Source organism: Streptomyces sp. AP-93, from assembly GCF_022808175.1.
In the GTDB taxonomy this organism is placed as follows: Bacteria; Actinomycetota; Actinomycetes; order Streptomycetales; family Streptomycetaceae; genus Streptomyces.
Genome location: NZ_JALGBX010000004.1, coordinates 263,359 through 277,667 on the forward strand (window position 1 = coordinate 263,359; position 14,309 = coordinate 277,667).

The window sequence follows — 14,309 nt, forward strand, 5'->3', positions numbered from 1 at the left end:
GGATCGTTACCCTCAAGATTTGCTCAGATGTCGTGACACTGCGCCCGACGAGTTCCTAGCTTCCTCATATACGCGTCCACCAGCCTCCGCGGTTCCCCGCGCCCCGGCCCGGTCCCGGTGCGCTCCGCGCGCTCCCGCGCGGCTCGGCCCGCCCGCGACCCGCGTATCCGCGTACCCCAGGAAAGAGTGCAGCATGAAGGTTCCCAAGGCCGGCGTCATCGCCGCAGCGGTCGGTCTCGCCCTGACCGCATCGGCGTGTGGCGGTGACGACGACCAGAAGACCTTCTCCGTCGGCATCAAGTTCGACCAGCCGGGCGTCGGCATGCGGGAGCCCGACGGCACCTTCACCGGTTTCGACGTGGACGTGGCGACGTACATCGCGAAGGAGCTCGGCTACCCGAAGGACCGGATCACCTTCAAGGAGGTCCTCAGCAACGACCGCGAGCTCCTGATCGAGTACAACGAGGTCGAGATCGTGGCGGCCAGCTACTCGATCAACGACAAGCGCAAGCAGAAGGTCGACTTCGCCGGGCCGTACTTCCTCGCGCACCAGGATCTGATGGTCCGCGCCGACGACGCGACCATCACCAAGGCCGAGGACCTCGACAACGCCAACAAGGAGCTGTGTTCGGTGACCGGCTCGACCTCGGCGGAGAACGTCAGGAAGAACCTGGCCCCCAAGGCGGGCCTCCTGGAGCTCGGCGGCTACTCCGAGTGCGTCGTCGCCCTCAGGGACGGCCTCGTCGATGCCATCACCACGGACAACTCCATCCTGGCCGGTTACACCGCCCGCAAGGGCAACGAGGGCAAGTTCCGGCTGATCGGGCTGAGCCTGAGCAGCGAGAACTACGGGATCGGCATGAAGAAGGGCAACACCGAGCTCCAGGTCAAGATCAACAACGCGATCCGCAAGATGGTCGAGGACGGCACCTGGGAAGCGGCCGTGAAGAAGAACTTCGGCCCGGACTACAAGTACGAGCCCGCGCCCGCCATCACAACGGGCAGCTGACGACCGTCGAGGCGGTGGCCGGGTCCGACCAGTCGGCGTCGAAGCGGGCGTTGACCACGTAGAGCCGGCCGCCGTACACCGCGGCCGTCGTCGGCTCGTCGAAGCGCGGGTCGGTGATCCGCTTGACGAAGCGGGCCCGGCGGCCGTCCCCGCTCAGGGTGAACACATCCACCGCATAGGCCCAGTTGCGTACGACGTACAGCGTCCGCCCGTGCAGCACGAGCCCGTCGCCGTTGCCCACGGAGCCGCCGTCGAGCACGGTCCGGGTGGCGGCGCCGGTGCGCGGGTCCACCCGGAACAGCGCCTCGGCGGTGTCGTGCACCACGAGCAGGGCCCGGCCGTCGGGGGTCCGCTCGATCCCGTTGGCACCCCAGTACGCGCCGCCGGGCGGGACCGGGTCCCACTCGCCGCCGAGCCGCAGGGCGCGGGGGACCGCGCCCGGGCCGGTGAGGTCCCGGCCCACGGGCAGGAAGTACAGGACGTCCGCGAAGGAGTCGGTGAACCAGGCACCGCCGCAGCCGACGACGGCGTCGTTGACGAAGGCCGTGCCGGTCGCGGCCTGGTGAGTGGCCAGAACCCGTCCGTCCCGGGCGTCGACCACCCGGATCTGTCCGCTGGCGCCGCCCGCGACCAGCAGCCTGCCGTACGGGTCGAGCTTGAGGCCCACCGACATCGGGCCCTCGCCCCGGGTGATGATCCGCCCGGCGCCGGTGGCGAGTTCGAAGCGGTAGACCGAGCCGTCGAGCAGCGAGCCCGTGTAGGCCGTGCCGTGCGCGGAGACGGCGATCCCTTCGGGCTGGAAGCCCGCCGGGATCGCCACCGTGTCGGGCCGCGGCAGCCAGGCCGCCTGCTGCGCCTGAGCCCCCTGCGCCTGGGCGAGCGGCGCCCCCGCTCCGACGAGCGCGGCGCCTCCCAGCGCCGCGGCCGCACCGATGAACCCGCGTCGTCCTATGCTCCCCGTCATGACTGACCCTCTCAACTGCCGTGTGCAACAGGTGGGTTGACCCTCTCACCCCACCACATCGACGGCGCCCCGGCAGCCCCCGGTCAGGATCTTTCACAAGGGGACGGCGAAGCTCACCCCTCCGAGACCGGGGCCTTGACTCGCAGGACGGTCAGGAACTCCCGCATCCAGGCGGAGTGGTCGGGCCACGCGCGGGCGGAGACCAGCGTGCCGTCGACCACGGCCTCGGAGTCCTCGAACGCGGCGCCGGCCGCCTTCATGTCCAGCTCCAGGGCCGGATAGGCCGTGACCCGGCGGCCGTCGAGGGCCCCGGCCGCGGCGGTGATCAGGGGGCCGTGGCAGATCTGCGCGATGGGCTTGTCGGAACCGGCGAAGGCCGCCAGGATCCGCCGCACCTCGGGGTCGTTGCGCAGGTACTCCGGGGCGCGTCCGCCGGGCACGACCAGCGCCGCGTACTCCCCCGGGTTCACGTCGGCGAAGGCGATGTCGGCGGGCCAGGTGTAGCCGGGCTTCTCGGTGTAGGTGTCGAAGCCGTCCTCGAAGTCGTGGACGACGAACCGCAGCTTCTTCACCGCCGGCGCCGCGATGTGGACCTGATACCCCTCCTCGATCAGGCGCTGGTAGGGGTACAGGACCTCCAGCGACTCCGCCGCGTCGCCGGTCACGATGAGGATCTTCGGTGCCATGGGCTGCTCCTGGTCGGGCTGTTCACGGTGTGGCCTCCGCAACCGTGCCCGCGGCGCCCGGTCCTGCATAGGGATTCTTGCGCCAATCACCCGGACGACGGCGACACGTGACGCGCGTAGAAAATCAGGGCTCCCGACACGTGCTTTTTACCTGTAGGGCACATGACAATGTGAACCTCGCTCTGCCACCTGATGCCCCGCCAATTCCCCGGGCGGGAGCGGTGCGTGTGGAGAGGTACCCCCACGTGATGAGAATCTCGCGCCTTACTCCCTGGGCAGCCGGCCTCGCGGCCGCGTCCCTCATACTGCTCCCGGCCTCCGCCTCGGCCGGCCGGCAGAACAGGACGGCAGCCCCCGCCAACGAGGCCGCCCCCACCGCGGCTTCGGCCTCCGTCGCAGTCGACACCTACTACGCCACGGCCGAGGGCAAGACCGGCGCCGCGCTCAAGACGGCGCTGCACAACATCATCAAGACCCAGTCCAAGGTGAACTACGACGGCGTGTGGAACGCCCTGAAGGTCACCGACCAGGACCCCGCGAACTCCAACAACGTCATCCTGGTCTACTCGGGCCGCTCGCAGTCGAAGTCCACCAACGGCGGCGGCGTCAACGACTGGAACCGCGAGCACGTCTGGGCCAAGAGCCACGGCGACTTCGGCACCGCCACCGGCCCCGGGACCGACCTGCACCACCTCAGGCCCGAGGACGTCACCGTCAACAGCACCCGCGGGAACAAGGACTTCGACATGGGCGGCGGCCCGGTCTCCGAGGCCCCCGGCAGCCTGACCGACTCCGACTCCTTCGAGCCGCGGAACGCCGTCAAGGGCGACGTCGCCCGCATGCTGCTCTACATGGCCGTGCGCTACGCCGGCGGTGACGGTTTCGCCGACCTGGAGATGAACGACAGGGTCAACAACGGCAGCGCGCCCCTCTTCGGCAAGATCAGCGTCCTGAAGCAGTGGAACCTGCAGGACCCGCCGGACGCCTTCGAGCAGCGCCGCAACCAGGTCATCTACGACACCTACCAGCACAACCGGAACCCGTTCATCGACCACCCGGAGTGGGTCAACTCCATCTGGTAGGCGGCCCTACTGCACGCCGAGGGCCATCCACTTCTCCGGCGCCGCGAGCGGCTCGAAGCCGACCTTGGCGTAGACCTCGTGGGCGTCCGCGGTCGCCAGCAGGATCCTGCGCAGCCCGTACGGGGCGAGGTGGTCCCGTACCGCCCCCGCCAGGGCGGTGCCGAGCCCCTTGCCCCGTACGCCCCGGTCCACGTACACATCGCAGAGCCAGGCGAAGGTGGCGCGGTCGGTGACGACGCGCGCGTAGGCCACCTGGAGGCCGGACACGGCGTCGTAGACCCCGTAGTTGAGCGATCCCCCGATGGCGGCGTCCTGCTTCTCCCGGCTCCGCCCGAGGGCCCAGTAGGCGTCCCCGGACAGCCACCGGTGGATCAGCTCCCGGTCCAGGCGGCCGGGGTCGGTGGAAATCTCATAGCCCTCGGGCGAGGGCAGCGCGCTGTCGTCCATGCCCGCATCCAAGCAAAGGGGCCGGGCCCCGGCCAGCGGGTTTCGACCGCCGGGACGCGGTCGCGCTACGCGGCCGCGCTACAGCCGGTCGGCCAGGGCCTTGAAGGCCGGCCAGTCAAGGGCCGGGGTGCGGGAGTCCCAGACCTTCTGGGACAGGGCGGCGAGCGGGAGCCGGATGCCGGCCGCGACCTGGGCCTGGGTCTGGGCTCCGGCCAGATCGCACCAGACGGCGAGCCGCGCGCCGAGGATCTGCCCGGCGTACCGCGCGGGCACGGCCGCGGTGCCGCGCAGCACGAGCGGGGTCCACTGCTCGTAGATGCGCCGGCCGTCGGGGTACGTGAACTGGTTCGGCTGCCCCAGCACGTAGTAGAGGTACTCGTCGTTGAGGTTGACGACCTTGCGGCCCTCGCGCAGGTACTCCAGCGGCGGCCGGGCCCCGTTCTCCTTGCCCGTCCAGTACTCGACCTGGATGTCCTTGGCCGGCTGGGCGATCCCTCCGGTGAAGAAGCCGTCGTTCCAGGCCGCCGGCGCGCGGCCCGCCGAACGGACCACGTCCGCCCGGTCGTTCAGCCAGCCAGTCGCCAGGTCCTGGACCCGGGCGGTGGGCCCGTAGCGCTGCCGGGCGGCGGCCGTCAGCTGCGGGAAGGAGGTCTGCGGATCGCGGTAGACCAGGGCCTGGTACTCGTCGGCGCCCAGGTTCCAGAGGGAGCCGGGGAACAACGGCAGGTACTCCCGCAGGAGTTCGTCGACGAGTTTCGCCGCCGCCGGGTTCGCGATGTCGACCGCGCCCTTGACCGCCCTGCCCTGCACGTCGCGCAGTTGCAGCGCAGGGTAGGCGCGCAGGACCGCTCCGAGGTGGCCCGGGGAGTCGATCTCGGGGACGACCGCTATGTGCAGCCGGGCGGCGAGCGCGGTGATCCCGCGCACCTGCGCCTTGGTGAGGTGCGGGGTGGAGACGATCTCGGGATGGGTGTCGGACTCGATCCGGAAGGCCTGGTCGTCGGAGAAGTGCAGACCGAGCTGGTTGAGCTTGAGGTCGGCCATCTCGCGCAGCCGGTCCTCGATCCAGTCCGGGGTGAAGTGCTTGCGGGCGATGTCGAGGTTGAGGCCGCGCTGCGGTTTGGCCGGGGCGTCGCGCACGGTGCCTTCCGGGGCCGAACCGCCTCCGCTCACCTCCTGCTTCAGGGTGCGGGTGCCGTAGAAGACCCCGGCCTGGTCGGGTCCGGTGATGCGGACCTGCCCGTCGCGCACGGTGAGGGTGTACGACTCGGGGGCGCCGGAGCCCTCCGAGCCGAGGGTGAGTTCCACGTCGCCCTTGCGCGGGGTGGCCGACTCGGCGAAGCCGATCCGCAGCTCCCCGGCCAGCAGCTTGCCCTCGTCCGCCAGGGCCGCGCTGTCGGCCGGCGGTACGACGACCCGCGCCTCGGGGCCGGGCCGCCAGCCGGGGCCGTGGGCCGGCACGTGTTCCCGTACGGCCGGGACGGTGCGCGGGGCGGTGGACAGCGGGAAGGTCGGCGTCGGCGTGGGCGCCGGGGCTTGCGGGGTGGAGGGGGTGGTGACGGGAGTGGCGGGGCTGGCGGCGGGGGCCGTCGCGCTCGGCGGGGTGGTCGCCACGACCGGGGCCCGGGCGTTCCCCGGGCCGGTTGTACTGGACGCGCAGCCCGGGACGGCGACAAGGGTGACCAGCGCGGCGACTGTTGCCGTCGCGATGACATGGCTCCGCCCGTACTGCTTCGTCTGCCGCATCATGCTCCTGTCCCCCGTACCAACGTGGCACGGGGGACAGCGCCGCGCGACCCGGGCGGAGGGTCAGACGAGCGTGCCGAGCGCGGACGCGGCAAACCCGTGGTCCTGGGCCGGGGCTCCGCCGCCGACGCCGATGGCTCCGACGAGCCGGCCGTCGCGGTGGACCGGCAGCCCGCCCGCGATGGGTCTTTCGCCCTGGGGGCGAAACCCCGTTCCCTGCTCTGCTCCGCAGGGGTCCGATTCCCCCCAGCCTGAAGGCCGGGGCATCCTCGGAGGTCCCCGGTGATGCGGGGGGATACGAGGCGGTACGCGGGGTCGTGGATCAGTGGTGGGCCGGTACGGCGGTGGTCGCCGCCGGGGTGCCGGCCGCGATGACCCGGCTGCTCCCATCGCCGCCCGCGCGGATCCCCGTACGCCGTTCAAGCGCGCCGGAGACCAGGGCGAGGGCCAGGGCGGAGGCGGCCAGTGCCGCGCCGACCCAGTTCGGGGCGGTCCAGCCGAGTCCGGCGGCGATGACGAGCCCGCCGAGCCAGGCGGCGAGGGCGTTGCCGAGGTTGAAGGCACCGATGTTCACGGCGGAGGCCAGGGTGGGGGCGCCGGCTGCCTGGTCGAGGACGCGCTTCTGCAGCGGCGGCACAGTCGCGAAGCCGAGGGCCCCGATGAGGAAGAGGGTGACGGCGGCGCCGGCCCGGGTGTGGGCGGTGAGGGTGAAGGCGGCCAGGACCACGGCGAGAGCGCCCAGGGAGGTGTACAGCATCGGCATCAGCGCGCGGTCGGCGAAGCGGCCGCCGACGAGGTTGCCCGCGACCATGCCGAGACCGAGGAGGACGAGCAGCCAGGTGACGGAGGTGTCGGCGAAGCCGGCGACGTTGGTCATCATCGGGGTGATGTAGGTGATGGCGGCGAAGACCCCGCCGAAGCCGAGGACGGTCATCCCCATCGCCAGGAGCACCTGGACGTTGCGGAACGCGGCCAGCTCGTGGCGGATCCGTACGCCCTCGGGGCGCGGCAGGTCGGGGACGAGCCGCGCGATGCCGAGCAGGCCGAGGAGGCCGAGCGAGGCGACGATCAGGAAGGTGACCCGCCAGCCGAGGTGCTGGCCGACGAGCGTGCCGAGCGGGACGCCGACGACGTTGGCCACGGTGAGGCCGGTGAACATCATCGCGATGGCTCCGGCCTTCTTCTCGGGCGCGACGAGCTCGGCGGCGACGACCGCGCCGATGCCGAAGAAGGCGCCGTGGGCGAGGGAGGCCACGACCCGCCCGGCAAGCATGACGCCGAAGGCGGGGGCCAGTGCGGAGACCACGTTGCCCACGATGAACAGGCCCATGAGCAGCATCAGCATCCGCTTGCGCGGGATGCGGGTGCCGAGGACGGTCATCAGCGGGGCGCCGAGGACCACGCCGAGGGCGTAGCCGGTGACCAGGAAGCCTGCGGTGGGGATCGAGACGCCGTAGGTGGCGGCGACCTCGGGAAGCAGGCCCATGATCACGAATTCGGTGGTGCCGATCCCGAAGGCGCCGATGGCGAGTGCGAGGAGTGAGAGAGGCATGAGGGGTGCCCTTCAGGAGGTGCTGGGGCTACAGGGAGAGGAGGGAGGGGCTGGGCCGGCCGGGCGATTGCCTCAGCGGGTTGCCTGCGTCCACATTAATTGCAGACGCGGGATATTTGCAAGCGCGGGCAATTGCAGGCGTGCCCTATCCTGGAGGCACACGCCTTCGAGGAGGAAGCCCATGACGGCCACGGACAGCGCGCTCACCGCCCTCTCCCAGGGCTGGTGCGCCCTCTCCCTCCTGCACGGGCGGATCGAGACGCACATCGAGCGCGCGCTCCAGGCGGGACACGGCCTGAGCGTGCGCGAGTACTCCCTGCTCGACGTGCTCAGCCGCCAGCACAGCGGCCCCGGCGGCCACCTGCGCATGCACCAGGTCGCGGACTCGGTGGTGCTCAGCCAGAGCGCGACGACCCGGCTGGTCAGCCGCTTGGAGGACCGCGGGCTGCTCAGCCGCTACCTCTGCGACACCGACCGCCGGGGCATCTACACCGAAGTCAGCCCGGCCGGCCTGGAGCTCCTGGCCGCGGCCCGCCCCACCAACGACACCGCCCTGCGCGAGGCCCTGGACGAGGCGGCACTCAATCCGGAACTCTCCCTGCTGGTGGCCGCGGTGAAGAACACCCCGGCGGGGAACCAGGGGGACTAGGACACGCCTTGGACCCGCTGCTCCAGTACCTGGCCCGGCCAGGTGCCGGAGAGGAAGGGGGCGGTGCGGGTGAAGCCGTTGCGTTCGTAGTAGGCGACCAGTTCGCCGGTGCCGCCCGCCCAGCAGTCGACCCGTAGCAGCTGCACGCCGGCCCGCCTGGTCTCCTGCGCGGCCCGGACCAGCAGCGCGGCGCCGATGCCCAGGCCGGCGTAGCGCCGGTCGGAGACCAACAGGCGGACGTACCGCTCGGGTTCCCCGGCCGACGGGATCATCGGCATCTTCGGGCTGGGGCCGGAGTCCAGCACCAGGGCTCCGACGGGCTCCCCGTCCAACTCCGCGATGTACGGGGAGTTCTCGGTCGTGTAGCGCCGGACCCGCTCCACCCCGCCGGGGAGGCGCGAGTGCGGGGTCGTGCCCCACTGTTCGGTGTTGCCGCGGGCGTTCATCCAGGCCACCGCGGAGTCGAGCATGGCCAGAACGGCCGGGACGTCCGCCGGGCCGCCCGGCCGGATTCGCAGGTCGTGTGTGGTGTCGTTCATCGGACGAGCCTATGCGCTCTCGCGGTGCGTGCCCGTGGCGCACAGCGCGCGGTACTCCGTGGGCGTGAGCCCGTACGCCTCGCGGAAGGAGCGGCTGAAGACCACGGGGCCGCTGAAGCCCCAGCGGGCGGCGATGGACTGCACCCGGTGGGTGGCGAGTTCGGGCCGGCCCAGGTCGGCGCGGCACCGTTCGAGGCGGCGCCGCCGGATACGGGCCCGGACGCTCTCCCCCTGCCCCTGGAAGAGCTGGTGGAGCCCGCGCACCGAGATGGTGTGGCGGGCCGCGATCGCGGGCGGGGCCGGCTCCGGGTCGCCGAGGTTGTGCTCGATGAAGGCGTGGATGCGCCGCAGGAGGACCTCCGTTCGCGCTTCGGAGGGGATCCGGTCCGCGGCGTCCAAGTGCTGGGCCAGGCAGGCCGTGGCGAGGTCGACGGCGACCGCGCCGAGCCGGGCCGGCTCCTGCGGCTCGCATTCGGCGGCGTGGTCCTCCAGGGCGGTCATGAAGGACGCCAGGATCGCCGCGATGCCGCGGTCACCCGGTATGCGGCGGGCCAGCAGCCGTTCCAGCCGCTCGGGACGCAGCGGCAGGACGTCCCGGGGGAGCATCAGGATCGTCGCCCGTACCCGGCCGCCGTCCGCGAGCATCGCGTTGTCGGAGGGGAGCGAGGTGTCCCAGAGCATGAGGTCCCCGGCCCCGACCGTGCACTCGTTGCGGTGCTGGGACATCGAGGTGACGCCCGTGCGCAGCAGGGCCAACTGGTACTGCTCCGGATCGCCGCGCCGGATCAGTGCGGGGGTGCGCCGCGAACGCAGCGGCGACAGGGAGAACTTGGACGCGCGCAGGGGTCCCAGGTCCACTACGGCCGCCTCGCCCTGGAACTCGGCCGGCCGCTCGCTGCTGAGGGCGGCCGGCATCACCTCGCGCGAGATGATGTCGGCGTACCAGTCGAACCGCTCCCCCGCCGGTACCCCGCACGACGACACCACGTGCCACATCCCGCGCCCCCTGTTCGAACTCTTCGGCAAGGTCCAAGGATGCGGCCAACTGGTCCCCGTCGGCGCATGGTCGGGGTCGGCGTGGCGCCTCGACCGAGCCGCTCCCGTCGCCGCTCCGGCCCCCGCCTCCTCAGCGGCGGCCCGGCGAAGCCGTGGGCGGCGGGGACGAGGGCGGGGACGAGGGCGAGGGCGAGGCCGAGGCCCGCGACGGAGACGGAGACCGGGACGGGGACGACGGAGCAGAGGCGGAGGAACTGGGCCGTGGCGCACCCGTACCGGCCTCCGGCGCCCGCGACGGGCTCACGGTGGGCGTGTACGAGTTCGTGGGCGCGGCCGAAGGCGAAAGGCGCGACGGGGAAACGGACGGGGACGGACCGTCCGGGGACGGTCCCGGAGCGAGGCCGGTCGGCGTGGGCGACGGCGGCGCGGCCGGCGGCACCGGTACCGGCCCCGGGCGCACCGGAGCGTCCGGGGCCAGTACGGCATATCCCACCACCGCGGCGGCCGCCGCCAGCCCCACCAAGGGCAGCGTGAAACCGCGCGGCCAGGCCCACGACAGGCGCCGCACCCCCGGCCCCGGCGGCTGCGCCGGGCGCAGTTCGCGCACGGTGATCCCGGCCGCGCGGGCGTCCAGGGCCTGCCGCAGCCGGTACTCGACCGGCCGCCCGGCCGGCGCCCCGAAGGCCTCGTGCATCCCGGACGGCCCGGAAGGCGGCTCCTGACCACGCGTCATATCCGACCCTCCAGAATCCGTTCCAGCGCGTCCAGCCCGCGGCTCGCGTTCGATTTGACCGCCCCCCGGCTGATCCCCAGCGTCTCGGCTATCTCCGCCTCGCTGAGGTCGGCCCAGTAGCGCAGCACCAGGACCTGCCGCCGCCTCGGCGTCAGCCGCCCCAGCGCGGCGAGGACCTCGCGGTGTGCCTCGTCGAGGACCACGGACGCCTCGGCGGAGGGTACGTCGGCGGGTGCCTGAGGGATCCACGCGCGGGCGGTACGGCGGCGGCGCAGCACGGAGCGGGCCGTGTTGACGACGGAGGTGCGCAGGTATCCCAGCGCGTTGTCCACCTCCGTGATCCGCTCGCCGTGGCGCCGGTACAACGCCGTGAAGGCGTCCTGCACCACGTCCTCGGCGGTGCCGAGATCGTCCACCAGCAGCACCGCCAGCCGGACCATCCGCAGCCGGTGGGCGTGGTAGAGCTCGGTCACGGTGGGCGGCGGGCCGCCCGCCTCGGAGGGGTGGCCGTACGTATACCCGTGCCGGTACGGCTCCGACGGCGCGGGCGGGGCCTGCGCGGCCCGGGTGCGCTCCCGGCGCAGCAGGAACGACCACAAGCCCCGCCACGGCCGGTCGAAGCCGGTCGTGGCGGGGCCCAGGGATGGTGCGAGGTGGAGCACGGAGATCCTCAGCCGTTGGCGCGGCGCCGCAGGGTGTACAGGGTCGCGGCCCCGGCGGTGATCAGCACGACGGCCCCGGCGCCGAGTGCGGCCGTGGTGGCGGAGGAGCCAGTATGCGCGAGCTCGGGCCCGCCGGGCGAGGCGGGGGCCGCGCTCGGAGCCGCGCTCGGGACGGCGGTCGGCGTCCCGCCCGGGGCGACGGTCGGGGGCGCGCTCGGGCGGGCGCTGGGGGCCGTGCTCGGGCGGACGCTGGGGGCCGTGCTCGGCGTCGCGCTCGGGGGCCGGCTCACCGAGGGCGCGGGGGCCGAGGGGGCCGGAGCCGAGGGGGCCACGCTCGGCGCCGTGCTCGGCGTCGCGGTCGTCGCCGGTGCGGGCGCGGCGGTCGGCGAGGCGGACGACGCCCCTTGTGCGGCGGAGGCCGGCCCGGCCAGCGCGACGGCCACCCCGGCGGCGGCGACGGCGAGGCCCGCCGCCCTGCGGACGGACAGCGGGGCGCGCTTCAGGTTCTTCACGGTGGTTCTCCACGGTCGGCTGCGGGGGCGCGGGATCACGCCCTTCACCCCCGCACGACGCGCGAGTGCCCGGGAGGTTGCCGCCGTTCCCGAAAATCTTTTCCCGGCTTCGGGCGCCGCGCCTCTCCCAGACCCGGCGCGAGCCCCGCGACTACCGCGAACCCTGCGGCCCCCGCCCCTCCCGCAGCCGCCGCAGGGCCGTGCCGATGACGGCCACCCCCTCCTCGATCTCCCCCACCGGGCCCGCCGCGTAGCCCAGCACCAGGCCCGGGGGGCCCGCGGTCATCCGGTGCCAGGACAGCGGGTGTGCCTTGACCCCGAGCTCCAGGGCCGCGGCGGCCAGCACCGTGTCGTCGAAGCCGCCGGCGCCGTCCGCTCCGTCGAAGGTGACCATCAGGTGCAGCCCGGCCGCCGCCCCGTGCACCCGCGCGCCGGGCAGTTCGGCGGCGATCGCGCGGAGCATCGCGTCCCGGCGGGCCCGGTGGCGGCGGCGTACGAAGCGCAGGTGGCGCTCCAGCTCCCCCGAGGCCATCAGCCGGGCCAGCACCAGCTGGGCGAGGACGGGATTGCCGAGGTCGGCGTAGCGCTTGGCCTCGATCACGGCGTCCAGCCGGCGCGGCGGGACCAGGAGCCAGCCCAGTCGCAGGGCGGGGGCGAGGAGCTTGGAGACGCTTCCGGTGTAGCAGACGGCTTCCGGGAGCAGGGCTCGCAGGGCGGGGACGGGGGCTCGGTCGTAGCGGTGTTCGGCGTCGTAGTCGTCCTCGATGACGACTCCCCCGGCCGCCGCCCAGCCGAGGAGCTCGCGGCGCCGTTCCCCGTCGAGGACGACCCCGGTCGGGAACTGGTGCGCCGGTGTCAGCACCACCGCCTGGGCCGGGCCGGCCGCCAGGGCGGCGGTGTCGATGCCGCCCCCGTCCACCGGTACGGGCAGGATCTCCATGCCCCCGTGCTCCAGTTGCTGCCGCGCACCGAGCGAGCCGGGGTCCTCCACGGCCACTCGCCGCACGCCCTCCGCGCGCAGCACCTGGGCCAGCAGTCCCAGCGCCTGGGCCACCCCCGCCACCACGACCACCTCGCCGGGGTCGGCACGGATCCCGCGGTTGAGTGCGAGCCAGCCGACGATCGCCTCGCGCAGTGCGGGGGTGCCCTGGGGGTTCCCGTAGCCGAAGTCGGCGGGGGTGAGCTCGGCGAGGACCCGGCGCTCGGCCTGGAGCCAGGCCGTGCGCGGGAACGCGGTCAGGTCGGGCGCCCCGGGCGAGAGGTCGATCCGGCACGGGGCGGCGCGCAGCGCGTCGACGAGTCCGCCCCGCGGCCCCGGGGTGAACGGGCCGGCCGGATCCGGGGATCCGGACCGGGCGGGCCGGGACCGGGGCGGCCGCTCGGTCACCGGCGCGGCCACCACGACGGTCCCGGCCCGGCCGCGGCCGGCTATCTGGCCGGTCTCCGCCAGCCGCTGGTACGCCTCGGTGACCAGTCCCCGGGAGACCCGCAGTTCGGCGGCGAGGACGCGGCTGGCCGGGAGCCGGCTGCCGACGGCGAGCGTGCCGTCGGCGATGGCGGCGCGCAGCCGGTCGGCGAGCCAGTCGGTACGGCCGCCGGCGGGGGCCCGGCCGATGTCGAGCTGGAGGAAGTCCGACCCGGCTGTTTCGGATGCCGCTGCCTCGGCCTCCCTCACTTCGGACCCCTGGATGGTGCTCTCTTTGGACCTGTCCACGGGTCCATTGTGGGCCCAGGCTCGACGGTATGAACACCTCGCCCCCTCCCGGCGCTTCGCCCCGACAGTTGCGCGACCTCGCCCCCGGCATCGCCGGCATGGCCCTCGTCGGCAGCAGCGTCACCGTCTCGCACTCCCTCGTGGACGCCCCGCTCTTCGGCGTGCAGGCCGCCCGTTACGCGGTGGCCGCGCTGCTCCTGTTCGGCCTGGCCCGCATCGCCCGGGTGCCGATCAGGGCCCCGCGCGGCCGGGAGTGGCTGTGGCTGAGCGGGGTCGCCGCGACCGGGCTGGTGCTGTTCAACGTGGCCGTCGTACGGGGCGTCGCGCACGCGGAGCCGGCCGTCATCGCGGTCGCCGTGGCCTCGGCACCGATCCTGCTCGGGGTGATCGGGCCGCTGCTGGAGGGCCGCAGGCCGAGCCCCCGGGTGCTGGTGGCCGCGGTGGTGGTCGTCGCCGGGGCGGTCCTGGTGGAGGGAACGGGCCGGACCGACGCGGCCGGGGTGGGCTGGGCCGCGCTCGCGCTGGGCTGCGAGGCGGCCTTCACGCTGCTCGCGGTACCGGTGCTGCGGCGCCACGGCCCGTGGGGGGTCTCGCTGCACGCGGTGTGGCTGGGTGCGGTGATGCTGGCGGTGCTCACGGTGTGCGTCGAGGGGCCTTCGGAGCTCGTGTCGGTGAGCCCGCGCCAGTGGGCGGCCGTCGGATACCTCGCCGTCCTGGTGACGGCGGTGGCCTTCCTCCTCTGGTACCGCACGGTGGCCGCGGTGGGCGCCGGCCGGGCCGGGCTGCTGGCCGGGGTGGCGCCGCTCGCGGCGGCCGGCGCGGGAGCCGTGACCGGCGGCGGGGTGCCTGGGCCGGCGGTGTGGCTGGGCCTGGCCGTGGTGGTCGCCGGGCTGGCGGTCGGGCTCCGGCCGGAGCGGGCCCCGAGCGGGCAGGCGGGCGCGCAGGGCGCGCGAAAGCCTCGTAACGCCCAGGAGTCCACGGCCCCTTGAGCGCTCCCCGCTTTGTGGATCACAATCCG

Annotated in this window: 15 protein-coding genes and 1 pseudogene; 5 read left to right on the forward strand and 11 right to left on the reverse strand. The window is 73.6% G+C overall.

The annotated features are described in order from the left end of the window. Nucleotides 1-193: 193 nt before the first annotated feature. Complete coding sequence (locus MTF69_RS08970) at nt 194-1,009, forward strand: glutamate ABC transporter substrate-binding protein (protein ID WP_243332330.1); 816 nt, start codon at nt 194-196, stop codon at nt 1,007-1,009. Here MTF69_RS08970 and MTF69_RS08975 read toward each other — a convergent pair. Both MTF69_RS08975 and MTF69_RS08980 read right to left on the reverse strand, forming a co-directional pair. Further along, entirely contained in the window at nt 993-1,973 is a 981-nt protein-coding gene (locus tag MTF69_RS08975) for an SMP-30/gluconolactonase/LRE family protein (RefSeq protein ID WP_243332332.1), read from the reverse strand. The two genes, MTF69_RS08970 and MTF69_RS08975, sit on opposite strands and share 17 nt — an antisense overlap. Before the next feature lie 113 nt (nt 1,974-2,086). Then, nucleotides 2,087-2,659, reverse strand: coding sequence for a DJ-1/PfpI family protein (locus MTF69_RS08980; protein ID WP_243332335.1), 573 nt, complete (start codon nt 2,657-2,659; stop codon nt 2,087-2,089). A 248-nt stretch (nt 2,660-2,907) separates the two neighbouring features. Between MTF69_RS08980 and MTF69_RS08985 the strand changes: the two genes are divergently transcribed. After that, nucleotides 2,908-3,741, forward strand: a complete 834-nt coding sequence (locus tag MTF69_RS08985) for an endonuclease I family protein (protein ID WP_243332337.1) — start codon at nt 2,908-2,910, stop codon at nt 3,739-3,741. 6 nt (nt 3,742-3,747) lie between these two features. Here the strand turns inward: MTF69_RS08985 and MTF69_RS08990 are convergent, their stop codons facing one another. From MTF69_RS08990 to MTF69_RS09005, 4 genes and pseudogenes are all read right to left on the reverse strand, one after another. Beyond that, nucleotides 3,748-4,188 (reverse strand): GNAT family N-acetyltransferase, encoded by a 441-nt coding sequence (locus tag MTF69_RS08990; protein WP_243332339.1) that lies wholly within the window; start codon nt 4,186-4,188, stop codon nt 3,748-3,750. 78 nt (nt 4,189-4,266) lie between these two features. Then, nucleotides 4,267-5,937 (reverse strand): glycoside hydrolase family 20 protein, encoded by a 1,671-nt coding sequence (locus tag MTF69_RS08995; protein ID WP_374322511.1) that lies wholly within the window; start codon nt 5,935-5,937, stop codon nt 4,267-4,269. Nucleotides 5,938-5,997: 60 nt separating this feature from the next. Then, nucleotides 5,998-6,117: pseudogene (locus MTF69_RS09000) on the reverse strand (heme-binding protein); the annotation flags it as partial. A 139-nt stretch (nt 6,118-6,256) separates the two neighbouring features. Continuing rightward, nucleotides 6,257-7,486, reverse strand: a complete 1,230-nt coding sequence (locus MTF69_RS09005; RefSeq protein WP_243332341.1) for an MFS transporter — start codon at nt 7,484-7,486, stop codon at nt 6,257-6,259. 181 nt (nt 7,487-7,667) lie between these two features. Between MTF69_RS09005 and MTF69_RS09010 the strand changes: the two genes are divergently transcribed. Then, entirely contained in the window at nt 7,668-8,135 is a 468-nt protein-coding gene (locus MTF69_RS09010) for a MarR family winged helix-turn-helix transcriptional regulator (protein ID WP_243332343.1), read from the forward strand. Here the strand turns inward: MTF69_RS09010 and MTF69_RS09015 are convergent. Both MTF69_RS09015 and MTF69_RS09020 read right to left on the reverse strand, forming a co-directional pair. Beyond that, nucleotides 8,132-8,674, reverse strand: a complete 543-nt coding sequence (locus MTF69_RS09015; RefSeq protein ID WP_243332345.1) for a GNAT family N-acetyltransferase — start codon at nt 8,672-8,674, stop codon at nt 8,132-8,134. The genes MTF69_RS09010 and MTF69_RS09015 overlap by 4 nt on opposite strands. A 9-nt stretch (nt 8,675-8,683) precedes the next feature. Then, a complete protein-coding gene (locus MTF69_RS09020) occupies nt 8,684-9,700 on the reverse strand; it encodes a helix-turn-helix domain-containing protein (protein ID WP_243332347.1) in 1,017 nt (338 codons plus the stop codon). A 122-nt stretch (nt 9,701-9,822) separates the two neighbouring features. Here MTF69_RS09020 and MTF69_RS09025 point away from each other — a divergent pair, with 122 nt between their 5' ends. Beyond that, a complete protein-coding gene (locus MTF69_RS09025) occupies nt 9,823-10,392 on the forward strand; it encodes a hypothetical protein (RefSeq protein ID WP_243332349.1) in 570 nt (189 codons plus the stop codon). Nucleotides 10,393-10,399: 7 nt separating this feature from the next. Here the strand turns inward: MTF69_RS09025 and MTF69_RS09030 are convergent, their stop codons facing one another. From MTF69_RS09030 to MTF69_RS09045, 3 genes are all read right to left on the reverse strand, one after another. Further along, nucleotides 10,400-11,065: an RNA polymerase sigma factor gene (locus tag MTF69_RS09030; protein ID WP_243332351.1), complete on the reverse strand. Its 666-nt coding sequence runs from the start codon at nt 11,063-11,065 to the stop codon at nt 10,400-10,402. A gap of 8 nt (nt 11,066-11,073) precedes the next feature. Continuing rightward, a complete protein-coding gene (locus MTF69_RS09035) occupies nt 11,074-11,577 on the reverse strand; it encodes an LPXTG cell wall anchor domain-containing protein (RefSeq protein ID WP_308401380.1) in 504 nt (167 codons plus the stop codon). A 151-nt stretch (nt 11,578-11,728) separates the two neighbouring features. Then, complete coding sequence (locus tag MTF69_RS09045; RefSeq protein WP_374322516.1) at nt 11,729-13,291, reverse strand: PLP-dependent aminotransferase family protein; 1,563 nt, start codon at nt 13,289-13,291, stop codon at nt 11,729-11,731. Nucleotides 13,292-13,320: 29 nt separating this feature from the next. Here MTF69_RS09045 and MTF69_RS09050 point away from each other — a divergent pair, with 29 nt between their 5' ends. After that, nucleotides 13,321-14,280: a DMT family transporter gene (locus MTF69_RS09050; protein ID WP_243332354.1), complete on the forward strand. Its 960-nt coding sequence runs from the start codon at nt 13,321-13,323 to the stop codon at nt 14,278-14,280. Nucleotides 14,281-14,309: the final 29 nt, after the last annotated feature.